This is a genomic window from Mesorhizobium sp. A623 (genome assembly GCF_054489405.1).
The window spans coordinates 1-18,561 of record NZ_JBTMXB010000055.1; the positions used below are offsets into that span (position 1 = coordinate 1).

Genomic DNA, 18,561 nt, shown 5'->3' on the forward strand with positions numbered 1-18,561 from the left:
ACACGTCAACGCAATGACACGCAGTCAATCGTAGCATGGGTCAGACCATCAAGCCGCGGCAACATAATCACAATCATGGCAGTTCCCGCGCCGGCTCACCTCAGTCGATGAGTGGGCAGGTGCGCACGGCGCAGCGGAACTCGCATACGGCCGGAATCAGCCTGTTGCATCGAAGACTATCGTATTGTCTCGTAAAAAGAGGAGAAACGACTATGGATAGAAGACCACCGGAAGCACAACCGATTAGCTCAATTCAACCGCAGCTCCCGTTGCTGTCATTTCTCTTTTCCGGCGAGCATTCCGGCAACGATTCCTACAACCGGCGGCAGGAAAACAAAACCGAGGGATACGGCACTACCCTAGAGGATCGCGCTCCCTTCAAGAGCCATCGCCAGCAAATACCCAATCAGGCAGCCGATCAAAGCGCTGAGGTGCTTATTGGAGCCAACCATATTGCCCCCGATTCCAGGAGGGTTGTCCCTCGCAACGACATGGCTCCGGGGGCGTCCCCCCGAGGCTCACCCCTTATGGAGCGAACAGGAATACGGCATAGATGACGAACAGCGCGAGATGCATCATTCCCTGAACGGCCGAGGTCCGTACGCCAAGGAACGTTAGAACGCTGAGCCCGATCGTGATCGCCAGCAGACCGCTATCGATCGGTGTCAGGCCAAGGACCACCGGACTGTCAATCAGAAGGCCGATCGTCAGCACGACCGGGACGGTGAGGCCGACAGTCGAGACGAAGGCGCCGAGGCACAGATTGACAGCCCGTTGCATCTCGTTGGTCATCGCTGCCTTCACAGCCGTAATGGATTCCGGCGTGAAAACGATGATTGCGATCAGCACCCCGCCTACCGCGACCGGGACCCCGGCGTGTTCGATGCCGAGATCGATGAGGATGGCAAGGTCGTGGGCCAGAAGAACGATCGGCAGGATAAGCGCGACCAACACGACGGAACGCAGCAATATGGCGCGCGGATCCAGCTTCGTGACGGGAACAGACGTGTGAGAAGACATATTGTCGGCAGGTCGAGAGGGACTCGATAGCGAGCCAGGCGCGGGCTGTACGAAGAACCTCCGGTAGCCACGCATCTGTAACGAGAGGAAGGTTCCATAGAGGATCAGGGTAACGACCGCGATGGGGATTGCCTGCTCGGGCAGAAACGTCCCGTCGCTGCGGCTGACGAGATTCGGCAGGCCGAGCGCTACGCCCGTCAGCAATACGATCATCGACAGGTAGGCAACGGCGCCTTGGGAATTGTACTCCTGTTCGCCGTAACGCAGCCCGCCAAGCACGAGGCAGATGCCTGTCACCAGATTCAGAATGATCATCATGACGGCAAAGATCGAATCCCGGGCGATCATTGCGCTTTCGCCCGGGCCCATCATCACGGCGGCGATGAGGATCACCTCGATCGCAACAATCGAGAGCGTGAGGATCAGCGTCCCGTAGGGTTCGCCGAGCTTATGAGCCAGGTGGTCGGCCTCGCGCCCAACGCCGAACGCGGCGGCCAGAATTGTCGCAAACAGAACGATGAAGCTGATAATCGCGACCAATGCCGAAATCGGGTCAGCGAGCCAAGTCTTGCCGCCGACCAGGAACGCGATCACGACCGCCCAGGACAGGGCAAGTCGCAGGAGCGTCGCAGGGGGGAGAATGTCCCTGACAGATTCTGCCGGGGACGGATTAAGCGGGATGGACACGGAAAAGCCTCTTCGCGGGGCCGTCCCCAATTATCACGCCGACGCCAGGTCGTCCTGCCGCCTCAGGATACAAATAATCAACCAGCAGCTAGCACTTGAAGCTCGAAATGTCCACGCTACTATCATGAGTGCGCCCGTCAGCCATTCCACGGAGCAGACCCTTCGCGCCGCAATGAACCGCCTCCTGGCGGGCTCAGCGGTCAAGTCGGGCGGTCGACTGACCATAGTGAATCTGGCGATTGAGGCCGGCGTAAGCCGCGCAACGGCCAATCGGGCAGCGGCAGTGCTAGCTGAGTTTCGGCGTGCCACCGGCGAGCGGAGAGGGAGAGGACAGCCAGAGGAGGTTGCCCGCTTGGGCGAGGCAGAGGAGAGGCGCAACGCGCATGGCGGCCACAGCTACCAGGGCACCTCAAACGCCCCGGATTCCCTGCTCGTCTGGACCTGCCGGATGACCGGCATCGAGATGAACGATGCGTTCGTGGCGCAAGGGTGCGCAGGGCGGCAAGCCGCACAACCCGCCGTCACGATCAAAGCGGCGCACTGTGGGCGCACGCCTACGACGCCGTCACCACTAAGGGCGGCCGCTACGTCCAGGGCGGGGGCTGCATGACGGTCGGCGTGGCCGGCCTTATCCAGAGTGGCGGGTTCGGACTCGCTTCCGCCGGGCTGATCGAAGCCGAGATCGTGACTGCCGACGGCGTGGTCCGTACGGTCAACGAGTGCCAGCAGCCCGAGCTCTACTGGGCGCTCAAGGGCGGCGGCGGCGGCACGTTCGGCGTCGTCACCAAGGTCACGCTTCGTACCCACGAACTTCCCGAGTTCTTTGGCGTGGTCAACATCAACATCAAGGCCCGCTCTGATGACGCCTTCAGTGCCCTGATCGCAAAGGCCTCTGCCTTCTACGCCGAGGCGCTCTTTAATCCCCACTGGGGTGAGCAGATGAGGTTCGGGCCGGACAACACCCTGTCCGTGCAGATGACCTTCCAGGGCATCGACCAGATGCAGGCCAACCGCACGTGGGCGCCTTTCCTCGCATGGCTCTCAGCCCGGTCGATCGATTACACCGTCTCGGAACCCATCATCATGGCGGCGCGCGCGCGGCGCTTCTGGGATCCGGCCTTCCTCAAGTCGATCCCTGGCGTCGTGAAGGTCGATGATAGGCCGGGAGGCGCGGGCGACGACATCTTCTGGAGCGGCGACGCAGGGCAGGCGGGCTGGTTCCTCCACGACTTCTCGTCGATCTGGCTACCCCAGGACCTGCTCCAGGAAGGTGGGAGGCCGGCGCTCGTCGACGCGCTTTTCGCCGCCTCGCGGACCTCGGACGTGGCGCTCCACTTCAACAAGGGACTTGCAGGTGCGCCCCCGGAAGCCATCGCCGCGGCCCGTCTCACCGCCGTCAACCCAGACGTCTGCGACGCGTCCGCGCTCGCGATCTGCGCCAGCGCGGAAGGACCGGCCTACCCGGGCGTGAAGGGGCACGAGCCGAACGACGGGGAGGCGGCAGCGGGTCGCTTGGCGATCGCCGAGACGATGGAGGCCCTGCGCACGGTCGCACCAGCAGACGGGTCGTATCTGTCGGAGAGCGTCTATTCCGACGCCGATTGGCGCAAGGCATAACATTAAAACCGGACCACCTCAGGGGGCCGACCACGTTCACGAAGCACGGCGAGACGCGGAAATGCCGCGCAGCCTCCCAGTGTCCGTGTCCACATCGGGCCCAGCAAGAGGTTGATGTCGCTACGGGTTTGGCAGGTGACACGATGTCCGTAGTCAGCAGTTGACTAAATCTTCGTTTCGCGGCTGTAGGGTAGGCCTACCGCGGCAGGAGGCTTTGTTCTCCCGTAGAACCCAAGCAGTGCGAGAATTGACGCTACATAGGGCAGCGCAATGAAAATCTGGAAGGGAATATTCGGGTTCGCGAACTGCATGCGCAATTGCAAGGCATCGCAAAAGCCAAAGAAAAACGATGCCAGAACCGCGCCGACCGGGTTCCACCGGCCGAGGATGACTGCGGCAAGGGCGATAAAGCCTTTCCCCGCGCTCATATGCTCGGTAAAGACGAAGACCTGCGAAAGCACGATGTAGGCGCCGCCCAAACCGGCAAGGCCACCGCTGAGCAGGACGCAGATGAAGCGAACCCTGAAGACTGGGACGCCAGCGGAATCGGCTGCTGCCGGGTTCTCACCGGTCGCTCTGACCTCCAATCCCCAAGCGCTGTGATAAAGCAGCCAGAAAGACAAGGGGATGGTTAGATAGAGCACGTAGACCAGCGGGTCCTGGTGGAAGAACGCTTGCCCGATCAGCGGGATCTCGGAAAGGCCGGGGATGGCCCAAGGCTTAAAGCCCGACAAGGTCTTGGTGGTAGCGTCGAGACCGAAAATCAGGCGCGCCAGAAACGCGGTCACGCCCAGGGCCACGAGATTGATGGCAATGCCACAGACGATCTGGTCGACTTTCAGGCGGATTGACAAGAAGGCGAGGACTGCACCACCGACCGACCCGAACAAGATGCCCAGCAGTGCCCCGAAAACGGGGCTCCCCGTCAGGAACGAGCCAAGGGCGGCGCCGAATGCACCAAGCAACATCATGCCCTCCAGACCGATGTTGTATATGCCGCTTCGCTCAGCGAAAACCTCGCCGATGGCTGCGAAGGCGATCGGAACGGTCAGGGCGAGGCTGGTGCGCAAAAGGTCCGTCGACCAGCCGATGTCGAACCAATCAAACATTCGGCTTCTCCTGCGAGGCAAGCGTCGCCTCCATTGTGCGTCGCTGCGCCAGCATCCGGGCCCAGCGCGAGTCGCGGAACCGGAAGGAAAGGCTGCCGGCAATAAAAAGAACGATCAGGCCCTGGATGGCGTCGACGACCGTGCTGTCGATCCCGACCGCGCGCTGCATGAACTGCGCACCGGAACGCAGGCCGGCAAAAAACAGCGCCGCGATCACCACGAAGATGGGGCTGGCGGCTGCCATGAAAGCGACGACGATTCCGTCGAAGCCATAGCCGGGGCTGAAGCTCTGGAAGAGACGATACTTTACGCCCAGCACTTCGAAAGCGCCAGCCAGCCCAGCCAGCGCACCGCCGAGCATCATGGTCATCACGATCTGCCGCTGAACGCGTATGCCGGCGTAGCGCGCCGCCTTGGGGTTGTATCCTACCGTCACCATGGAAAAGCCGAAGGTCGTGTATTTCAGGCAAAAGGCCAGGATAAGGGCAAGTATGACCGCGAAAACCGCCCCGGCATGGGCGTCTGTCGGCGGCATGATGTAGGGAAGAAACAGGGAGGACGATATTTCCGGCGAATAGGGGTAGGGCGCGCCGGGTTCCATCATGGGGCCGCTTGCGGCATAGCTGACGATGTTGATGCCGACATAGTTGAGCAGGAGCGTAACGATCACTTCATTGATACCGCGATAGGCCTTGAGGACGCCGGCTATCCCCGCCCACAGCGCGCCACCCAATGCGCCGGCCAGCACGCAGATGAGGATGTGCAGCGGCGCATACATTTCCGGCAGATAAAGGGCTGCCGCCGTGCAGAACAAGGCACCGATGTAGATTTGCCCCTCCGCGCCGATATTGAACAATCCGGCCCGCAAGGGGATGGCCACGGCAAGGCCGGCCAGCACGATCGGCGAAAATTTGACCAGCGTGGCCCCAAATCCGAAATAATCGAAGAAAGCGCCGCCGAACAAAGCCTTATAGGCCTCGATCGGGTTGGCCCCGCCGGAGACGATCAATATCGACCCGACGAGCAGGGCGAGCAAGACTGCCCATACGGTCCTCATCGCGAAGACGACTTGCATGATCCGATCCATTAAGCAGCGCTCCTCACGCCCGCCATAAGCTCGCCGAGGCGCTCGGGGGTCGCCTCCTGGGGCGAGATGACGCCGGTTATGGCGCCTCTGCACATGACGGCGATCCGGTCGGAGATGTCGAGGACGTGCTCAAGCTCCGTGGATACGTAAAGCACGCCGACGCCGGCCTTCTTCAGGGTGAAGATCATGTTCTGCACAAATTCTATCGCACCAACGTCGAGGCCCTTGCAGGCCTGCATGATGATCAAGATGCGGGGGCGCGCCTCAATCTCCCGGGCAAGAATGACCTTCTGCTGATTGCCACCCGACAGAAACCGCGCTGGTTGTTGCGGCGAGCGCAGCCGGACGTCATAGCGCTTGACCAGATCGGTGGCGTTCCTAGCTATGAAGGCGTAATTCAAGATACCGCCGCGCGATACGGGCCGGCGATCATAGTCTCGCAAGACGAGGTTGGTGGCGACCGAATACTCCAGGACCAGCCCTGTGTACTGTCGATCTTCCGGCACGAAGCCTATGTTCGCTTCGTTCTTCCGCGCCTTCACATCGAGCCCGACGATATCCTTGCCGTTGGCCAGTATGGCGCCACCGTCGAGGGTGCGAAGGCCAGCGATGACTTCACCCAATTCGCGCTGGCCGTTGCCATCGACGCCGGTCACGCCGAGCACCTCCCCGGCGTGAAGAGAAAAGCACACGTTGTCCAGCGCCCTCACGCCCTGGTCATTGCGCGCTACCAAGTCGCGCACTTCGAGCACCACTTCTCCGGCTGTCGTCTTCTCGCGCTTCAGGTTCATGACGACGTCGCGGCCGACCATCCGGCGCGCCAGCTCCCTGGGTGTCGAATCCGCCGCGTCGATCTCGTCGGCGACTTTGCCGTGACGCATGACACTGACTCGATCCGCTACCTGCATGACTTCATCGAGTTTGTGCGTGATAAACAGGATCGTATGACCAGCCGCGCGGAGCGTACGCAGACTGTCGAGAAAGGACTCTATCTCCGTAGGAGCGAGCACGCTTGTCGGCTCATCCAGGATCAATACCTTAGCCTCGCGGTAGAGTGCCTTTAGAATCTCCACCCGTTGGCGCATGCCCATTGGCAGGCTCCAGATAGGCGCGGCGGGCTCTATGTCGAAATTCACCTTCCTGCTGAGTTCGGCGATCCTGGCTTCATGAAATTTCAGGTTGGACGAACGGATGCCCCCGCTAAGACCAAGCATGATATTTTCGGTGACACTAAGGGAATCCACCAGCATGAAATGCTGATGGATCATGCCGATCCCATTGGCGATGGCATCGCGCGGCGAAGCCATCTTGAGCGGGCTGCCGTCGAGGACAATCTGCCCCTCATCAGGCCGATAAAGCCCATAAAGGATATTCATCAAGGTAGTCTTGCCAGCGCCATTCTCGCCGAGAATGGCATGGATGACGCCCTTGGCGATCTTGATGTTTACATTGTCCAGTGCCTTGAAGCCGGCGAAGGACTTCGAAATCCCGTCGATGTGAATATGAACCATCGGTTCCTGCCTGCGCGGGATTTCGAGAACCCACACGAGTTACGCCTACCTCCAGAGACGCCAGTCCCTGGAAAAGATCGTGCGACCATTCCAACACCGTCGCTTTGCGCGCCTTTGCTGAGACACGCTCCGCCACGTGAGCGTCACGCGCTTCGTCGAAATGAAATCAGGGTTTGAGTTCGCCCGATTTCATCTTTTCGGCGAGCGCTAGCACCTCCGCTTTTACGTCCTCTGGAACGGATGGGTGGAATGTTCCAATGCGGCACGCCTCGGGGGTATTCAAGTCGAAATTGTAGTTCTTTCCCTCGAGTTTACCTTCTTTCGCATAGCCGACATAGTCTAGCATCGCGCCCTTGATGTCGAAGATCGCAGATTGAAGGATGGTGTCAGGCCAGTCGGCGATCGCGTCGTAATACAACCCGAAACCCCATACGCCTTTTTCCTTGCAAGCTTGCAGGCTGCCTATCACGGCATTATCCATCGTCGGGAAGACGACGTCGGCGCCCTGCGAAATCTGATTCAGCGCGGCTTCCTTGCCCTTGGCAATATCGTCCCAGTCGTTGGTGTAGATGGTGTAAACTTCCTTGCCACCGGCCGCTTTGAAACCTGCTTCGTAGCTTTTATTCAGATCGAGCGAGAACTTGATCTTCTGGCCGCCGATCCAGCCCGCCTTGCCGGTTTTCGACATCTTGCCGGCGAGATAGCCGAGGAGGTAGCCGGGTTGGCTGTAGTAGAAATCGGCGGTAGCCAGATTGCCTCCACCGCCCTGGCCGTTATTGACCAGGAAAATCGTGTCGGGATATTTGGGCGCGACGCGCTTTGCCGCGTCCTGGAATTCTCCGCCGTGCCCGATGACCAGCCCGTAGCCGCGGCGGGCATAGTCGGCCATCGCCTCCGCCTGGTCCGCCTGGACGACCTTCTCGCTATAAGCGATCTCGACTCCCAGCTTTTCCTCGACCTGCTTAATCCCTTCGTAGCCGGACTGGCTCCAGGATTTGTCGGTGATGTTCCCCGGCATGACGATGGCTACCTTGAGCGTCTGTGCCCAGGCTGGACGGAAGAACGACGAAGCTGCAACCGTAGTGCCACAAAAGGCAATAAACCTGCGTCGACTCATGCTCATGACTTGTTCTCCTCCCAAGAGACATCTTATTTGATGGGCGTATTACGTATTTTTGGCGCTCCCATCATGCGACAATTTCATACATCCTTGACTGGCCGTTGTGTCTTATCGATCTAAAATCAATGAACTTCACTTCACAATAGACCAGAGCATCGGACCGAAAAGTGGTTGCCGGTTTTCGGATTATTCCGATGCTCAATCAAAGTGTTAGATCGTCCTTTGTGCGTCCAATAGGACGCACGGCGATCTAGGCTTCCAGCATGATTTTCGGGCCTCCAGCTTTATTCAAAAGATTGCAATGCAATCGTCTGTGGCGAACGATCAGGTCATCGCAGCGCCGCCGTTTACGGCAAGGCAATGACCTGTGATGAACGTGGCTCCAGGGCCGGCAAGAAATACCACTGCATCGGCAATTTCCGACGGCTGTCCAAGACGCCCCAAGGGATGGGTTACTTCGAGTGCCTGCTGTTCAGGCGTCAGGTCGTGAAATCCCAGTAGCGGTGTGTCCGTTGGGCCTGGAGCGACGGCATTGACCAAAATGGACGGGGCGAGTTCTCTCGCCCAGGATCGGGTCAGGCCAACCACGGCGGCTTTCGTTGCAACGTATACCGAGGCGTTCTGGCGCCCGAGGACAGCAAGCTCGGAAGCAACGTTGATGATGCGGGATCCTTCGCCCAGCAGTTTCAACGCTTCCCGGGCCACTAGGATCGAGCCGCGGACATTGATGTTGAAATGCAGGTCGATCGAGGCTGCCGTCTCGGATTTGAGTGGTGCTTCTTTAAGCACGCCTGCGGCGTTGACCAGTATGTCGAGGCCTCCCAGGATGCCACCGGCCCGCGCGACCGCGCTTACGATCTGGTCTTCGTGCAGCAGGTCGCAGACAATCGTCTCGAACTGCGCGGAGGGGGCTCGTTGTCTGTCCAGGCCAACGACGCTTGCACCAGATGCGACCAGCGCCTCGGCCGAGGCGCGGCCTATGCCGCTTGCCGCCCCGGTCACCAATGCCCGTTTTCCTGCCAATGGTTTAGACACGGCCGATCCTATCGCTTGCCGCGCGCATGGAAGATGCGCCCGATAAAGTTCATCAGGATCTGTGCGGCAAGAATGGCCGTCGTTCCCGTGTGATCATAGTCGGGCGCCACCTCCACGAGATCGATGCCCACCACGTCGCCGCGCTTGGCCAGCCCCGCCAGAAGCTCGAGCACTTCATAGTACAGGAAACCTCCATGCGAAGGCGTCCCGGTTCCGGGCGCGATCGAGGGGTCGAAGCCGTCGATATCGATCGTTACGTAATAGCGCTTGCCTGCCGGAATCCGCTCCAGTACGCCATCGATACCCAATTTTCGCGCCTGACGTACGGACAGGATGTCCGATCCCATGGATCGGGCGGTTTCATATCCCTCCTGGGCGGTGGACGAGACATTCCTTATGCCTATCTGGGACAGCCCAGTGACGTAAGGCTTTTCGGCGGCACGGCGCATCGGGCTTCCGTGCCCGTAGCGTACCCCATGCCGCTCGTCCACGAAGTCAAGATGCGCATCGATCTGCACGACGTGAATGTCGCCATGATTATCGAAGGCGTTGATACAGGGGATGTTAATCGAATGATCGCCTCCGAGCACGACTGGCAGGGCGCCGGCTTCCAGGCATTTGCGGACGCCGTATTCGATGTTCCTGTGACTTCCGATGGTGTCGGTGTGAATGATGTCTGCATCGCCCATGTCGGCCATGCGCACCGAGGCGGGCAGGTAGGTCACGTCGTCCTCATGGTCGTAAGCGCCACTATGACCGAATGAAAAGAGCGTCGATGCCTCGCGGATGGCGCGCGGGCCCTGGCGGGCGCCGGCGCGCCATTGCGTACCGGAATCGTAGGGAGCGCCCATGATGGCGACGTCGGCCTTCAATCGGTCCCAGTTCTCGACATATGGCGATTTGGCGAACGTGCAGATTCCGACGAAAGGAAGGTTCAATCGACCGCTCTCATAGCCATGCGTCTCGTTATCTTCCTTTGAGAGATCGTCCATGATCCTTGCTCCATTAATCGTTCATTAGCGGTTTTATATTGCGCACTTTTGCCCTGCTCGCGCTCAGGCCATGACTTCGCCACGGTCCACCATGATCGCTTGGCCGGTGATGTTCGCCGCCGCATCGCAAGAGAGGAAGAGATAGGCAGTAGCCACGTCAGCAGGATTCATCAGGCCGGGGAGTACTTGATTTCCATCGATTTCCGCCAGCAGATCGTCCTCGCTTCGCCCGGTCATTTGCGACATGCGCGCCAGCGAACGCATCGATGCGACCGTCTTCACCCAGCCCGGACACACGGCGTTCACACGGATATTGCGAGGCGCGAGTTCCTTTGCCAGTGTCCTTGTCAATCCAATCACGGCGTGCTTCGAGGCCACGTAAGCGGAAAACCCCGCTTCGGCAGTGCGCCCCCAGATGGAAGCTGTGTTGACGATCGATGCTCCAGGGCCGGTCATGTATTTGACCGCGGCGCGGCTGACCAGAAATGTGCCGGTCACGTTGATGTCGAGGATGCGCCGGAAAATGGTGTCCGCGTCATCGTCGTCGTCGTCGATCCGGGTCATGAGCTCGAGCCCGGCATTGTTGACCAGAACGTCGATCCTGCCGATCTCGTCAAAGATGCTTCCCTGGCCAGCCGGTTCGGCAATGTCAGCTACGACCGAGCGAACAGGCCGGTTCCATCGCTGTGTCAGCTCCTCGGCCGCACCCGCGATATCCGCATCATTGGCGATGATGGAGAGATTGGCGCCGGCGGCGGCATAAGCATGCGCAATGCCCAAGCCGATGCCCCGGCTGGCGCCGGTAACGACGACGTTTGCGCCGGAAAAATCAAATACTGCTCGCGTTGGCATGGTAGTCTCGTCCTCCTAGACGACCTTCACGGGACTTTCATATGGGGGAATATGCTCGTAACGCGGCTTGTAGAGCCCGGCATCGACGAGATTGCGCACGTGCCGGGATATTTCCTCGAGCGGGGCGAACCATACGTCGCCTCGCGCCACCATGTCCTCGAGGAATGCCGCGAATACGTCCCAGCGTGAGAGGCGGCCGGTCGCGAAAGGATGGACGACCGGAATCCAAAGGCCACCATATTTGTAGGCGACCTCGAACTCCTGCCGAAAGACTTCGAAGCCTTGCCGGGGTGCGCGGATCGGCATCATGTAGTCGAGATCCATCGACTGGACGTATTGCGGCCAGTCATCAAGCCCCCAGTGGGTCGGCAGTTCGACCAGTTCGCCGTTCGAGGTCTTCAGGATGTATGGAATGTCGTCGCCCATCAGCGAGGCGTCGTATTCAAAACCGCGATCAACCAGAAGTTCGGGCGACTTCTCGGAACTGTTGTAGAGAGGTGCGCGCCAACCACGCGGTCTTTGGCCTGTCGCCTTGACGATCACGTCGATGCCGCGATCGAGCCAATAGACTTCTTCTTCGACCGGGAGTTCGTTCGGATGCTCGTGAAGAAACCCGTGATGGCCGATTTCGTTGCCGTCCTTCAAGATCGTCTCGACGGTTTCGGGGTAAGTTTCGATACACCATGCGGGAACGAAAAACGTCTGCTTGATGCCGAGATGTCGATAGGTTTCGACGATTCTTGGCACCGCAACCTTCGGCCCGTATTGCAGCATCGAAATCCCCGAAAGGCGCCGATGGCCATCCTTCGGATGAGCAAGATGGATAAGGCTGTCGGCGTCCATGTCGAAGGAGACGCAGCATGCGCATTTCGCGTCATTCGGCCAGGGGACGGGATTGCGGATCATTAGGCTACACTCGCTGCATTCAAGGCACGACCGATTACATGGACCGAAGGATCAGCCGGGATTCGAAAAACGCTTCGAGATCGGCCCGCAATTTTCCGTCGACTTCTTCCTCGGTCAGATTGTCGTCGGCCACGAATTGAAAAAAGCGCATATTCTGCAAGGAGAACAATGTATCGGCGAGGGCCCTCGGCTCGACCTTGCTGACCAAAGTACCCCTCGTGCGATAAACAGCCACCATCTCTTCCATCGTGTCGATGAGGACTTCATCGAGCTTCAGATAGCTTTGGCCGAAACTGGTGCCGCCTTCGATTATGCTGGCCGCCAGAATTTGACGCCAGGTTGGCCGCGTCAGATATTTCACCACATGGCGACGCATGATCTGGCCGAAATGGGCTACCCCTTCACGCATATCCGCTGGAGCGCTGGCGATCAGGACCTTCAGTTGCCGGATCAGCAGAAAGTCGCTCTCCTTGACGAGAGCCAATAGCAGGCCGGCCTTGGAGCCGAAGTAATTGTAGACGGTAACGACGGACACCCCGGCATCTTCAGCGATGCTTTCCAGCGACACGTCGCTGTAGCCCTGCTCGTCAAAGCGCTGTCGCGCCACATCGAGAATGCGGTTCGAACGTTCTGATTTCTGACGCTCCCTGAGCCCCGCCATTACTTCCATGTCCTGTCATTGCGCCGTGCTCCCCGGAGTCGCGGTTTGGGTAGTTTGGCACGAAAAAATATTATAGACAATAAAATTATTTAATGGTTAAATGTCTTAAACGAAAGGGGGGAACTCATCATGAATTTGGCAATAAGGCTAACAGCCGCCGCCGCCGTTTTTGCGGTGACGACCTTCGCTCAGGCGAAGGAAACGGTGAATATCGGCATGTGCGTATCGTGGCCGGGCTATGCGATGTATGAGATCGCCACCCATGAAGGCCTTTCTCCGGATTATGATATCAACCTGATAGCCTTTGACGATCCGTTGGGCGGACATGCCGCGTTGGCCGCCGGGCAGATCGATATCTACGAGTGCACGGGCGACTATACGCCGCTGGCGGTGGAGAGTGGCACCGGAGTGGTCAACGTCGCTTTCGCCAACCCTTCTTATGGCGTTGATCATATTATCCTGGCGCCGGATGTAACTCCCGACAACATCAAGGGCCGCCGCATCGCCGCGCCGCAGGCCTATATAGGGCAACTGCTGATGGGGGTGTGGCTGGACAGCGTAGGCGTCGGTGTTGACGACGTAGAGTGGGTGAACCTCAACTCGGACGAGGCTGTCGGCCCGATGATGTCTGGCGACCTGGCGGCTGCCTATCTGTACGAGCCGTGGATTACCAAGGTTTTCGACAATCTGCCGGGTGCCAAGAGCGCCTTCGACACCAGCAGCCCGTTCTCGCTGAAGACCGGAATTTTCACCGACGTTGTCTATATGAACGGCGACTTCATCAAGAACCGGCGCAAGGCCGCCCTGGACATGCTGCGTGCACGCTGGGATTCGATCGGCTGGTGGCACGATCACACGAAGGAAGGCAACCAGATCATGGCCGACAAGTTGCGCTGGCCGATCGCGGATGTCGAATCGGTGATCGGCACGAACGGGAAGTACCTGACCGGCGGCATCTACATGTACGATTTCGATGAGGCGGCGCGTGCCTGTGGTGTTCTCGACGGTGATGCGCCCTTCGGCCTGGGCCACGGCGTCATGGGTGAGGTCACAAAGACGATCAACGAATGGTGGGTTCGACTTGGCCTGATGGAGACGGTCAACGATCCGTCCACCGGCATCGATTGCAGCCTTCTTGGCGACCTCGTTGCGGCCGGATACCGCCAGTCACTGACCGAGAACAAGTAGCGTCATTTTTCACCTTGGCAGCTAGAATATGTCCGACGTAAAGCCTGACAAGTCGCGGGAATGGTTTGCGGTGCGTGGCCCTCTGACCATGACGCAGAAGGTTGTGTCCGCCCTTCTTGTGTGGGCCATCTTCTTCGCCGCATGGGAATTCGTGTCGATGGCGGGCCTCGTCAATACACTCCTGGTGCCGCCGCCACACAAAGTGCTCGCCACCCTCGTTGACCTCTTTGTCAATCGCGGGTTTACCAGCGATGTCGTCATCAGCGTGGAACGCGTGATGCTCAGCTTCGCAATCGCGTGCGCTATCGCAATACCGTTCGGGGTGTTGATGGGCGTTTTCCCGGCCATTGAAGCGTTTCTGAACCCTTTCGTATCTGGCTGGCGCTACCTGCCAGCCCCGTCTTTCATACCTATTCTTCTGATGTGGTTTGGGACCGGTGAAACGCCCAAGCTGGTCTTGCTTGTTATAGGCGTGATCTTTTTCCTGATCACGCTGATTATGGATCACACGAAGGAAGTGCGACAGGAACTGATCGAAACGGGGATGACGCTTGGAGCCGATCGGGTGACAATCGTTCGCACAGTCGTCTTCCCGGCCGTCCTGCCAAATATCCTGGTGGCAATGCGCCAGATGCTGGCGGTCAGCTGGACATATCTCGTTATTGCCGAAATCGTCGCGTCGACCGACGGTATCGGCGCAATGATGATGCGCGCGAGACGATTCCTGCACACCGACGAGATCATGAGTGGCATCATCGTAATAGGCGTGCTGGGTATCACGTTGGATATCCTGTTCCGGCAGTTGCACGGATGGTGCTTCCCCTATCTCAGCAAATCGAAGTCCTGAACGCGAAGTGACCGAGCTCATGACATTGCCGACAGCCAGTTCTTCTCCAAAGCTCGTGATCAACGGCCTCGCGAAACGATTTCCAATGCCCCGAGGCGAAGAGATCGTCGCTATCTCCGGTGTGTCCTTCGATGTGGAAGAAAACCAGGTATGCGTCATCCTCGGCCCGTCGGGTTGCGGAAAATCCACGGTGCTGCGGATGATCGCAGGCTTGGAAACGCCGAGCGCCGGATCGTTACAACTCGATGGGCGCGCCATCGACCGCCCGGGTCGGGATCGTGGTATGGTGTTCCAAGCCTATACGTCATTTGATTGGCTGACGGTACGCCAGAACGTCGAATACGGGATGCGTATCAACGGGGTGGATGCCAAGGAGAGGCGGTCAAAGGCCGACCATTTCATCGATCTGGTTCAGCTAACCAAGTTCGCCGATGTCTATCCGTCGAGGTTGTCTGGCGGAATGAAGCAGCGCGTGGCCATCGCCAGGACGCTGGCGAACGACCCCGAACTCTTGTTGATGGACGAACCGTTTGGCGCGCTTGATGCCGAAACCCGGTGGCACATGCAGGAGCTACTGGTCGAGATCGCCAAGAACACTTCGACCACCATCATCATGATCACGCACGATATCGAGGAGGCGATCTTCGTTGCCGACAAGATCGTGTTCATGTCCCGTCATCCCGGACGGGTCCATCAGATCATTGTTCCTGAATTCAAGGGCGGGGAGCGCATTGCCGATAAGGAAGCGGTTATTGCCAAGAATGGCTATGGGGAATTGGAACGCGAGATCATGCGGCTCATGCGGCAGCAGGGTGGACATTGAGATCGTACCTGCTCCGCTCGTCATGGCTGAGACCGGATGGCCACGCCCTTATTCAAAGGACAGGTGATTGAAAGCTTCCATTTTTCTAGCCGAACTATCTTGGGTCGAGGCGGCGCGGCGGCTTGCCGATGGTGCCCCCGTGTTCCTTCCGGTTGGTGCGACAGAACAGCATGGTCACCACATGGCCATGAACGTCGACATCGTGATCCCGACAGCGATTGCAGAGCGTGTAGCGGCCTCGGTCGGAGGGCTGGTCGCACCCGGTCTCGCCTATGGATGCCGTTCTCAACCACGTACCGGTGGCGGTACGGCTTTTTCGGGAACGATCAACATCACTGCCCATACCTTCTCCCTACTCGTCAAGGACGTGATCTGCGATCTGTATCGCCAAAAGGTTCGGCGTATCGTCGTGCTTAACGGCCACTATGAGAATATCGGCCCCTCAATCGAGGGGATCGAACTGGCGCTTGATGCCATAGGTCGCGACAATGCCGACGGTCTCACCATCCTGCGGGTGGATCAGTGGGGAATGATAAAAAGCGACACCTTGGCCAGGGTATTTCCCCATGGCTATCCCGGTATTGAGCTTGAGCATGCGAGCGTTTTGGAAACCTCCATGATGATGGCGCTGCGCGCCGATCTGGTTAGACTCGATAAAGCACTCCACGATGGACCGGCCAATTTCAAGCCTTACGACCGTTACCCGAAGCCGGCAAACGGCGTGCCGCCGTCGGGCGTCCTTTCGCTGACAGAAGGCTCGTCTGCGGAGAAAGGCGACTGGCTTCTAGCCGATTGCGAGACCCGCATTGCCGAAATCGTTACGAGCGAATTCCATCTGCGTTAGGTGTTTGATCCCGGCATGTGATGGTGCATTATTTTCCATTGAATGGAAGGAGGCACTATGGGTCAGGTTCTTCACGGCATCGCCACGCCGAAAGCTACCGATCCGGTGCACTGGCTCCTGCCGGACATAGAGGGATCGCCGACGCAATCTTGTTGACGCAGGTGCGGCGCCGCTACCGTCATTCTCCGAATAAGCCGATATGAACGCCTGATACTCGTGGTGGATAGGAGTGGCGGCACCATGCTAGCCTCGGCCTGGTAGACCGCAGGCCGGTCGCGCTTCATTCCAACCTTGGCGCTCGGGCTTATGCCGAGGGTTGCGCCAGATGGTATATGGCTCATCCGATCAGGGAGAGTTTTGATGTATGGACAAGGATACGAGTGTGGGTGGCTCGATCTCCCCTTCGTAGGACTTGGCACTTTTGCAAATGGTCCGCCTACTTGGATCGGGAAAAGATCGTTGACGTTGTTGCCGTGCTGGGCGCGCTCTTCGACACGGGTACCCGGTATCGCTCGGGTGCGGGCCGTGACCCTCGCGCCATCCGCGCTGTTTTCCTTCAGCCATCGCGGTGCTTGGGACCATGAGGATGACCATATCTATCTACCGCTCGGCAAGATGCGGACCGCCTACATCGGCGATACGAAGAGTGTACCCCGGTATCGTTAGCGGGCATGCCAGTACGGAAAGGGCGATCCGCAAGACCGTGGAAAGAGGCGCACATACGCCACTGTGTGCGCGAAGGACATGAACAGAAGGAACTCAATGATGCCAGCGAATGCAGATAGCCAGGTTCAAGTCATCCCCGCACGCAAGGGCGTGGCGGCGCGTGTCAGCCGGGGCCAGGTGATTACCGTCATCAATACCCATGGCACCCAGGTTGTGGATACTTGGGCATTCTGCGCCGATGATGTAGCGGAATTCATGTCGATGGAACACAGCCGCGGCGCCATGCTTAAGGTGAATCCGCAGAACGGCGACACGCTACGCAGCAACAAGCGTCGCCCGATGCTGACCTTGATACAGGACACGTCGGGCGGCGTGCACGATACGCTGATCGCCGCCTGCGACCGCTATCGCTACCAGCAACTTGGCCATGTCGGCCACCATGACAACTGTACCGACAATCTGGCAGCCGCCCTCGGTGCACTTGAACTGACGCCGCCGGAAACTCCCTCGCCACTGAATCTGTTCATGAACATTCCCGTCGGCGAGGACGGTTCGGTCTCCTTCGAGGCGCCGGTATCCGAGCCGGGCTCCTATGTCTCGATGCGCGCGGAAATGGATTTGATCGTCGCGTTCTCGGCCTGTCCGCAGGACCTCGTTCCGGTGAACGGAACCGATTGCGTTCCAACCGAAGCCCACTACCGGATCGACGCCCAAGCGCCGCGCCTTTAGGGCGCCCAGCGTCCGATCGGGCGCACGGCGGGCGCTTTGATTGAGCATCGGATCAATGCATAAACTGTGTTATATGTCCTGCATCTGGGCCAGCGGGGTTTTTGCCTCGGCCGCTTGCCCTTTTGAGGCAGCCTTTTCGGTGTTGCCCGCCCTCCTGCGTAGTTCCTGAACAAAAATCCGCTGCGACAGCGACGCCTTCTTGTGCTTTGGCGCGATGATGACGAAGGGCGAGCGGATCTGCGCCTCGGGAATAAGCAGCGCCTTAAGCCGGTCATTCTGTCTAAACGTGACGGTCATGTGATCCGGCAGATAGCCGACGAAGTGGCCGCTCAGGATATACATCGCCTGCGCCTCGATATTCGAAGCATAGGCGCCGACATGCGCATTGGGGAAATGCTGCAATTCCGACTTGTTGGCATAAGGGCGCACCACCATCTGCGATGCTTCGACGTCAGCCTTTGTCACCAGCTTGCGGGAAAACAGCGGGTGGCGCTCGCTGCAGTAGAGCGAGTTGATTTCATGATGGAACTCGGTCTGCGAATAGCCGGGCAGCAATTTGATACGAGGCGAGATCGCGAAGTCGATCCCGCCCTTGGCGGTTTCCGCGATAAGCTGTTCAGGCGAGCCTATGGTGATGCGCAGATCGACTTCGCTGGCCTTCTTGATGAACTGATGAATGACGTCATCGAGGCCCAGGGTTGAATCGGTAACGGTGGCGTCGACGATCCCGACGCGCAGCACGCCCGTCGCCTTGGAGCGCAGTTCGCCCAGTTGCATCTCGAAGGCCGATAGCGCGGACGTCAGCGAATGGGAATATTCATAGACGGCGCTGCCCCTGTCGGTCAGTTCGAAGCCACGCCTGCCGCG

General features: G+C 59.0%; 18 protein-coding genes. 7 read left to right on the forward strand and 11 right to left on the reverse strand.

The features are described 5' to 3' along the window. Window positions 1-525 precede the first annotated feature (525 nt). Window positions 526-1,707 (reverse strand): calcium:cation antiporter, encoded by a 1,182-nt coding sequence (locus ACX3P1_RS26145; RefSeq protein ID WP_459082475.1) that lies wholly within the window; start codon window positions 1,705-1,707, stop codon window positions 526-528. A gap of 352 nt (window positions 1,708-2,059) precedes the next feature. Here ACX3P1_RS26145 and ACX3P1_RS26150 point away from each other — a divergent pair, with 352 nt between their 5' ends. Both ACX3P1_RS26150 and ACX3P1_RS26155 read left to right on the forward strand, forming a co-directional pair. Beyond that, window positions 2,060-2,317 carry a hypothetical protein gene (locus tag ACX3P1_RS26150; RefSeq protein ID WP_459082476.1) on the forward strand — a complete coding sequence of 86 codons (258 nt, stop codon included), beginning with the start codon at window positions 2,060-2,062 and terminating at the stop codon, window positions 2,315-2,317. Beyond that, a complete protein-coding gene (locus ACX3P1_RS26155; protein ID WP_459082477.1) occupies window positions 2,314-3,324 on the forward strand; it encodes a hypothetical protein in 1,011 nt (336 codons plus the stop codon). Before ACX3P1_RS26150 ends, ACX3P1_RS26155 begins: the two co-directional genes overlap by 4 nt. Window positions 3,325-3,488: 164 nt before the next feature. On the opposite strand, the gene ACX3P1_RS26160 is transcribed toward ACX3P1_RS26155, so the two are convergent. The 9 genes from ACX3P1_RS26160 to ACX3P1_RS26200 all read right to left on the reverse strand — a co-directional run bounded on the left by ACX3P1_RS26160 (window position 3,489) and on the right by ACX3P1_RS26200 (window position 12,597). Beyond that, on the reverse strand, window positions 3,489-4,433 hold the full coding sequence (locus ACX3P1_RS26160) for an ABC transporter permease (protein ID WP_459082478.1): 945 nt from the start codon (window positions 4,431-4,433) through the stop codon (window positions 3,489-3,491). After that, window positions 4,426-5,520 carry an ABC transporter permease gene (locus ACX3P1_RS26165; RefSeq protein ID WP_459082479.1) on the reverse strand — a complete coding sequence of 365 codons (1,095 nt, stop codon included), beginning with the start codon at window positions 5,518-5,520 and terminating at the stop codon, window positions 4,426-4,428. The genes ACX3P1_RS26160 and ACX3P1_RS26165 overlap by 8 nt, the downstream gene beginning before the upstream one ends. Then, the gene (locus ACX3P1_RS26170; protein WP_459082480.1) at window positions 5,520-7,031 is read right to left on the reverse strand and encodes an ABC transporter ATP-binding protein; all 1,512 of its coding nucleotides are present in this window, start codon (window positions 7,029-7,031) and stop codon (window positions 5,520-5,522) included. The genes ACX3P1_RS26165 and ACX3P1_RS26170 overlap by 1 nt, the downstream gene beginning before the upstream one ends. 166 nt (window positions 7,032-7,197) lie before the next feature. Beyond that, window positions 7,198-8,172 (reverse strand): BMP family protein, encoded by a 975-nt coding sequence (locus ACX3P1_RS26175; protein WP_459082481.1) that lies wholly within the window; start codon window positions 8,170-8,172, stop codon window positions 7,198-7,200. 303 nt (window positions 8,173-8,475) lie between these two features. Then, window positions 8,476-9,153, reverse strand: coding sequence for an SDR family NAD(P)-dependent oxidoreductase (locus ACX3P1_RS26180; RefSeq protein WP_459082492.1), 678 nt, complete (start codon window positions 9,151-9,153; stop codon window positions 8,476-8,478). A gap of 41 nt (window positions 9,154-9,194) precedes the next feature. After that, on the reverse strand, window positions 9,195-10,178 hold the full coding sequence (gene speB, locus ACX3P1_RS26185; RefSeq protein WP_459082482.1) for an agmatinase: 984 nt from the start codon (window positions 10,176-10,178) through the stop codon (window positions 9,195-9,197). A 63-nt stretch (window positions 10,179-10,241) separates the two neighbouring features. Continuing rightward, entirely contained in the window at window positions 10,242-11,030 is a 789-nt protein-coding gene (locus tag ACX3P1_RS26190; RefSeq protein ID WP_459082483.1) for an SDR family NAD(P)-dependent oxidoreductase, read from the reverse strand. 15 nt (window positions 11,031-11,045) lie between these two features. Further along, a complete protein-coding gene (locus ACX3P1_RS26195) occupies window positions 11,046-11,936 on the reverse strand; it encodes a polysaccharide deacetylase family protein (protein WP_459082484.1) in 891 nt (296 codons plus the stop codon). A 34-nt stretch (window positions 11,937-11,970) separates the two neighbouring features. Continuing rightward, the gene (locus ACX3P1_RS26200; RefSeq protein ID WP_459082485.1) at window positions 11,971-12,597 is read right to left on the reverse strand and encodes a TetR/AcrR family transcriptional regulator; all 627 of its coding nucleotides are present in this window, start codon (window positions 12,595-12,597) and stop codon (window positions 11,971-11,973) included. A 129-nt stretch (window positions 12,598-12,726) separates the two neighbouring features. Between ACX3P1_RS26200 and ACX3P1_RS26205 the strand changes: the two genes are divergently transcribed. The 5 genes from ACX3P1_RS26205 (at window position 12,727) to ACX3P1_RS26225 (ending at window position 17,694) form a co-directional block, all read left to right on the forward strand. Next, window positions 12,727-13,785, forward strand: coding sequence for an ABC transporter substrate-binding protein (locus ACX3P1_RS26205; protein ID WP_459082486.1), 1,059 nt, complete (start codon window positions 12,727-12,729; stop codon window positions 13,783-13,785). A gap of 28 nt (window positions 13,786-13,813) precedes the next feature. Beyond that, window positions 13,814-14,632, forward strand: coding sequence for an ABC transporter permease (locus ACX3P1_RS26210; protein WP_459082487.1), 819 nt, complete (start codon window positions 13,814-13,816; stop codon window positions 14,630-14,632). A 7-nt stretch (window positions 14,633-14,639) separates the two neighbouring features. Next, the gene (locus ACX3P1_RS26215) at window positions 14,640-15,455 is read left to right on the forward strand and encodes an ABC transporter ATP-binding protein (protein ID WP_459082488.1); all 816 of its coding nucleotides are present in this window, start codon (window positions 14,640-14,642) and stop codon (window positions 15,453-15,455) included. A gap of 67 nt (window positions 15,456-15,522) precedes the next feature. Continuing rightward, the gene (locus ACX3P1_RS26220) at window positions 15,523-16,299 is read left to right on the forward strand and encodes a creatininase (RefSeq protein ID WP_459082489.1); all 777 of its coding nucleotides are present in this window, start codon (window positions 15,523-15,525) and stop codon (window positions 16,297-16,299) included. 762 nt (window positions 16,300-17,061) lie between these two features. Then, entirely contained in the window at window positions 17,062-17,694 is a 633-nt protein-coding gene (locus ACX3P1_RS26225; RefSeq protein WP_459082490.1) for a DUF1989 domain-containing protein, read from the forward strand. A 69-nt stretch (window positions 17,695-17,763) separates the two neighbouring features. Here ACX3P1_RS26225 and ACX3P1_RS26230 read toward each other — a convergent pair. Next, on the reverse strand, window positions 17,764-18,561 hold a 798-nt coding region (locus tag ACX3P1_RS26230; RefSeq protein WP_459082491.1), incomplete at its 5' end, for a LysR family transcriptional regulator.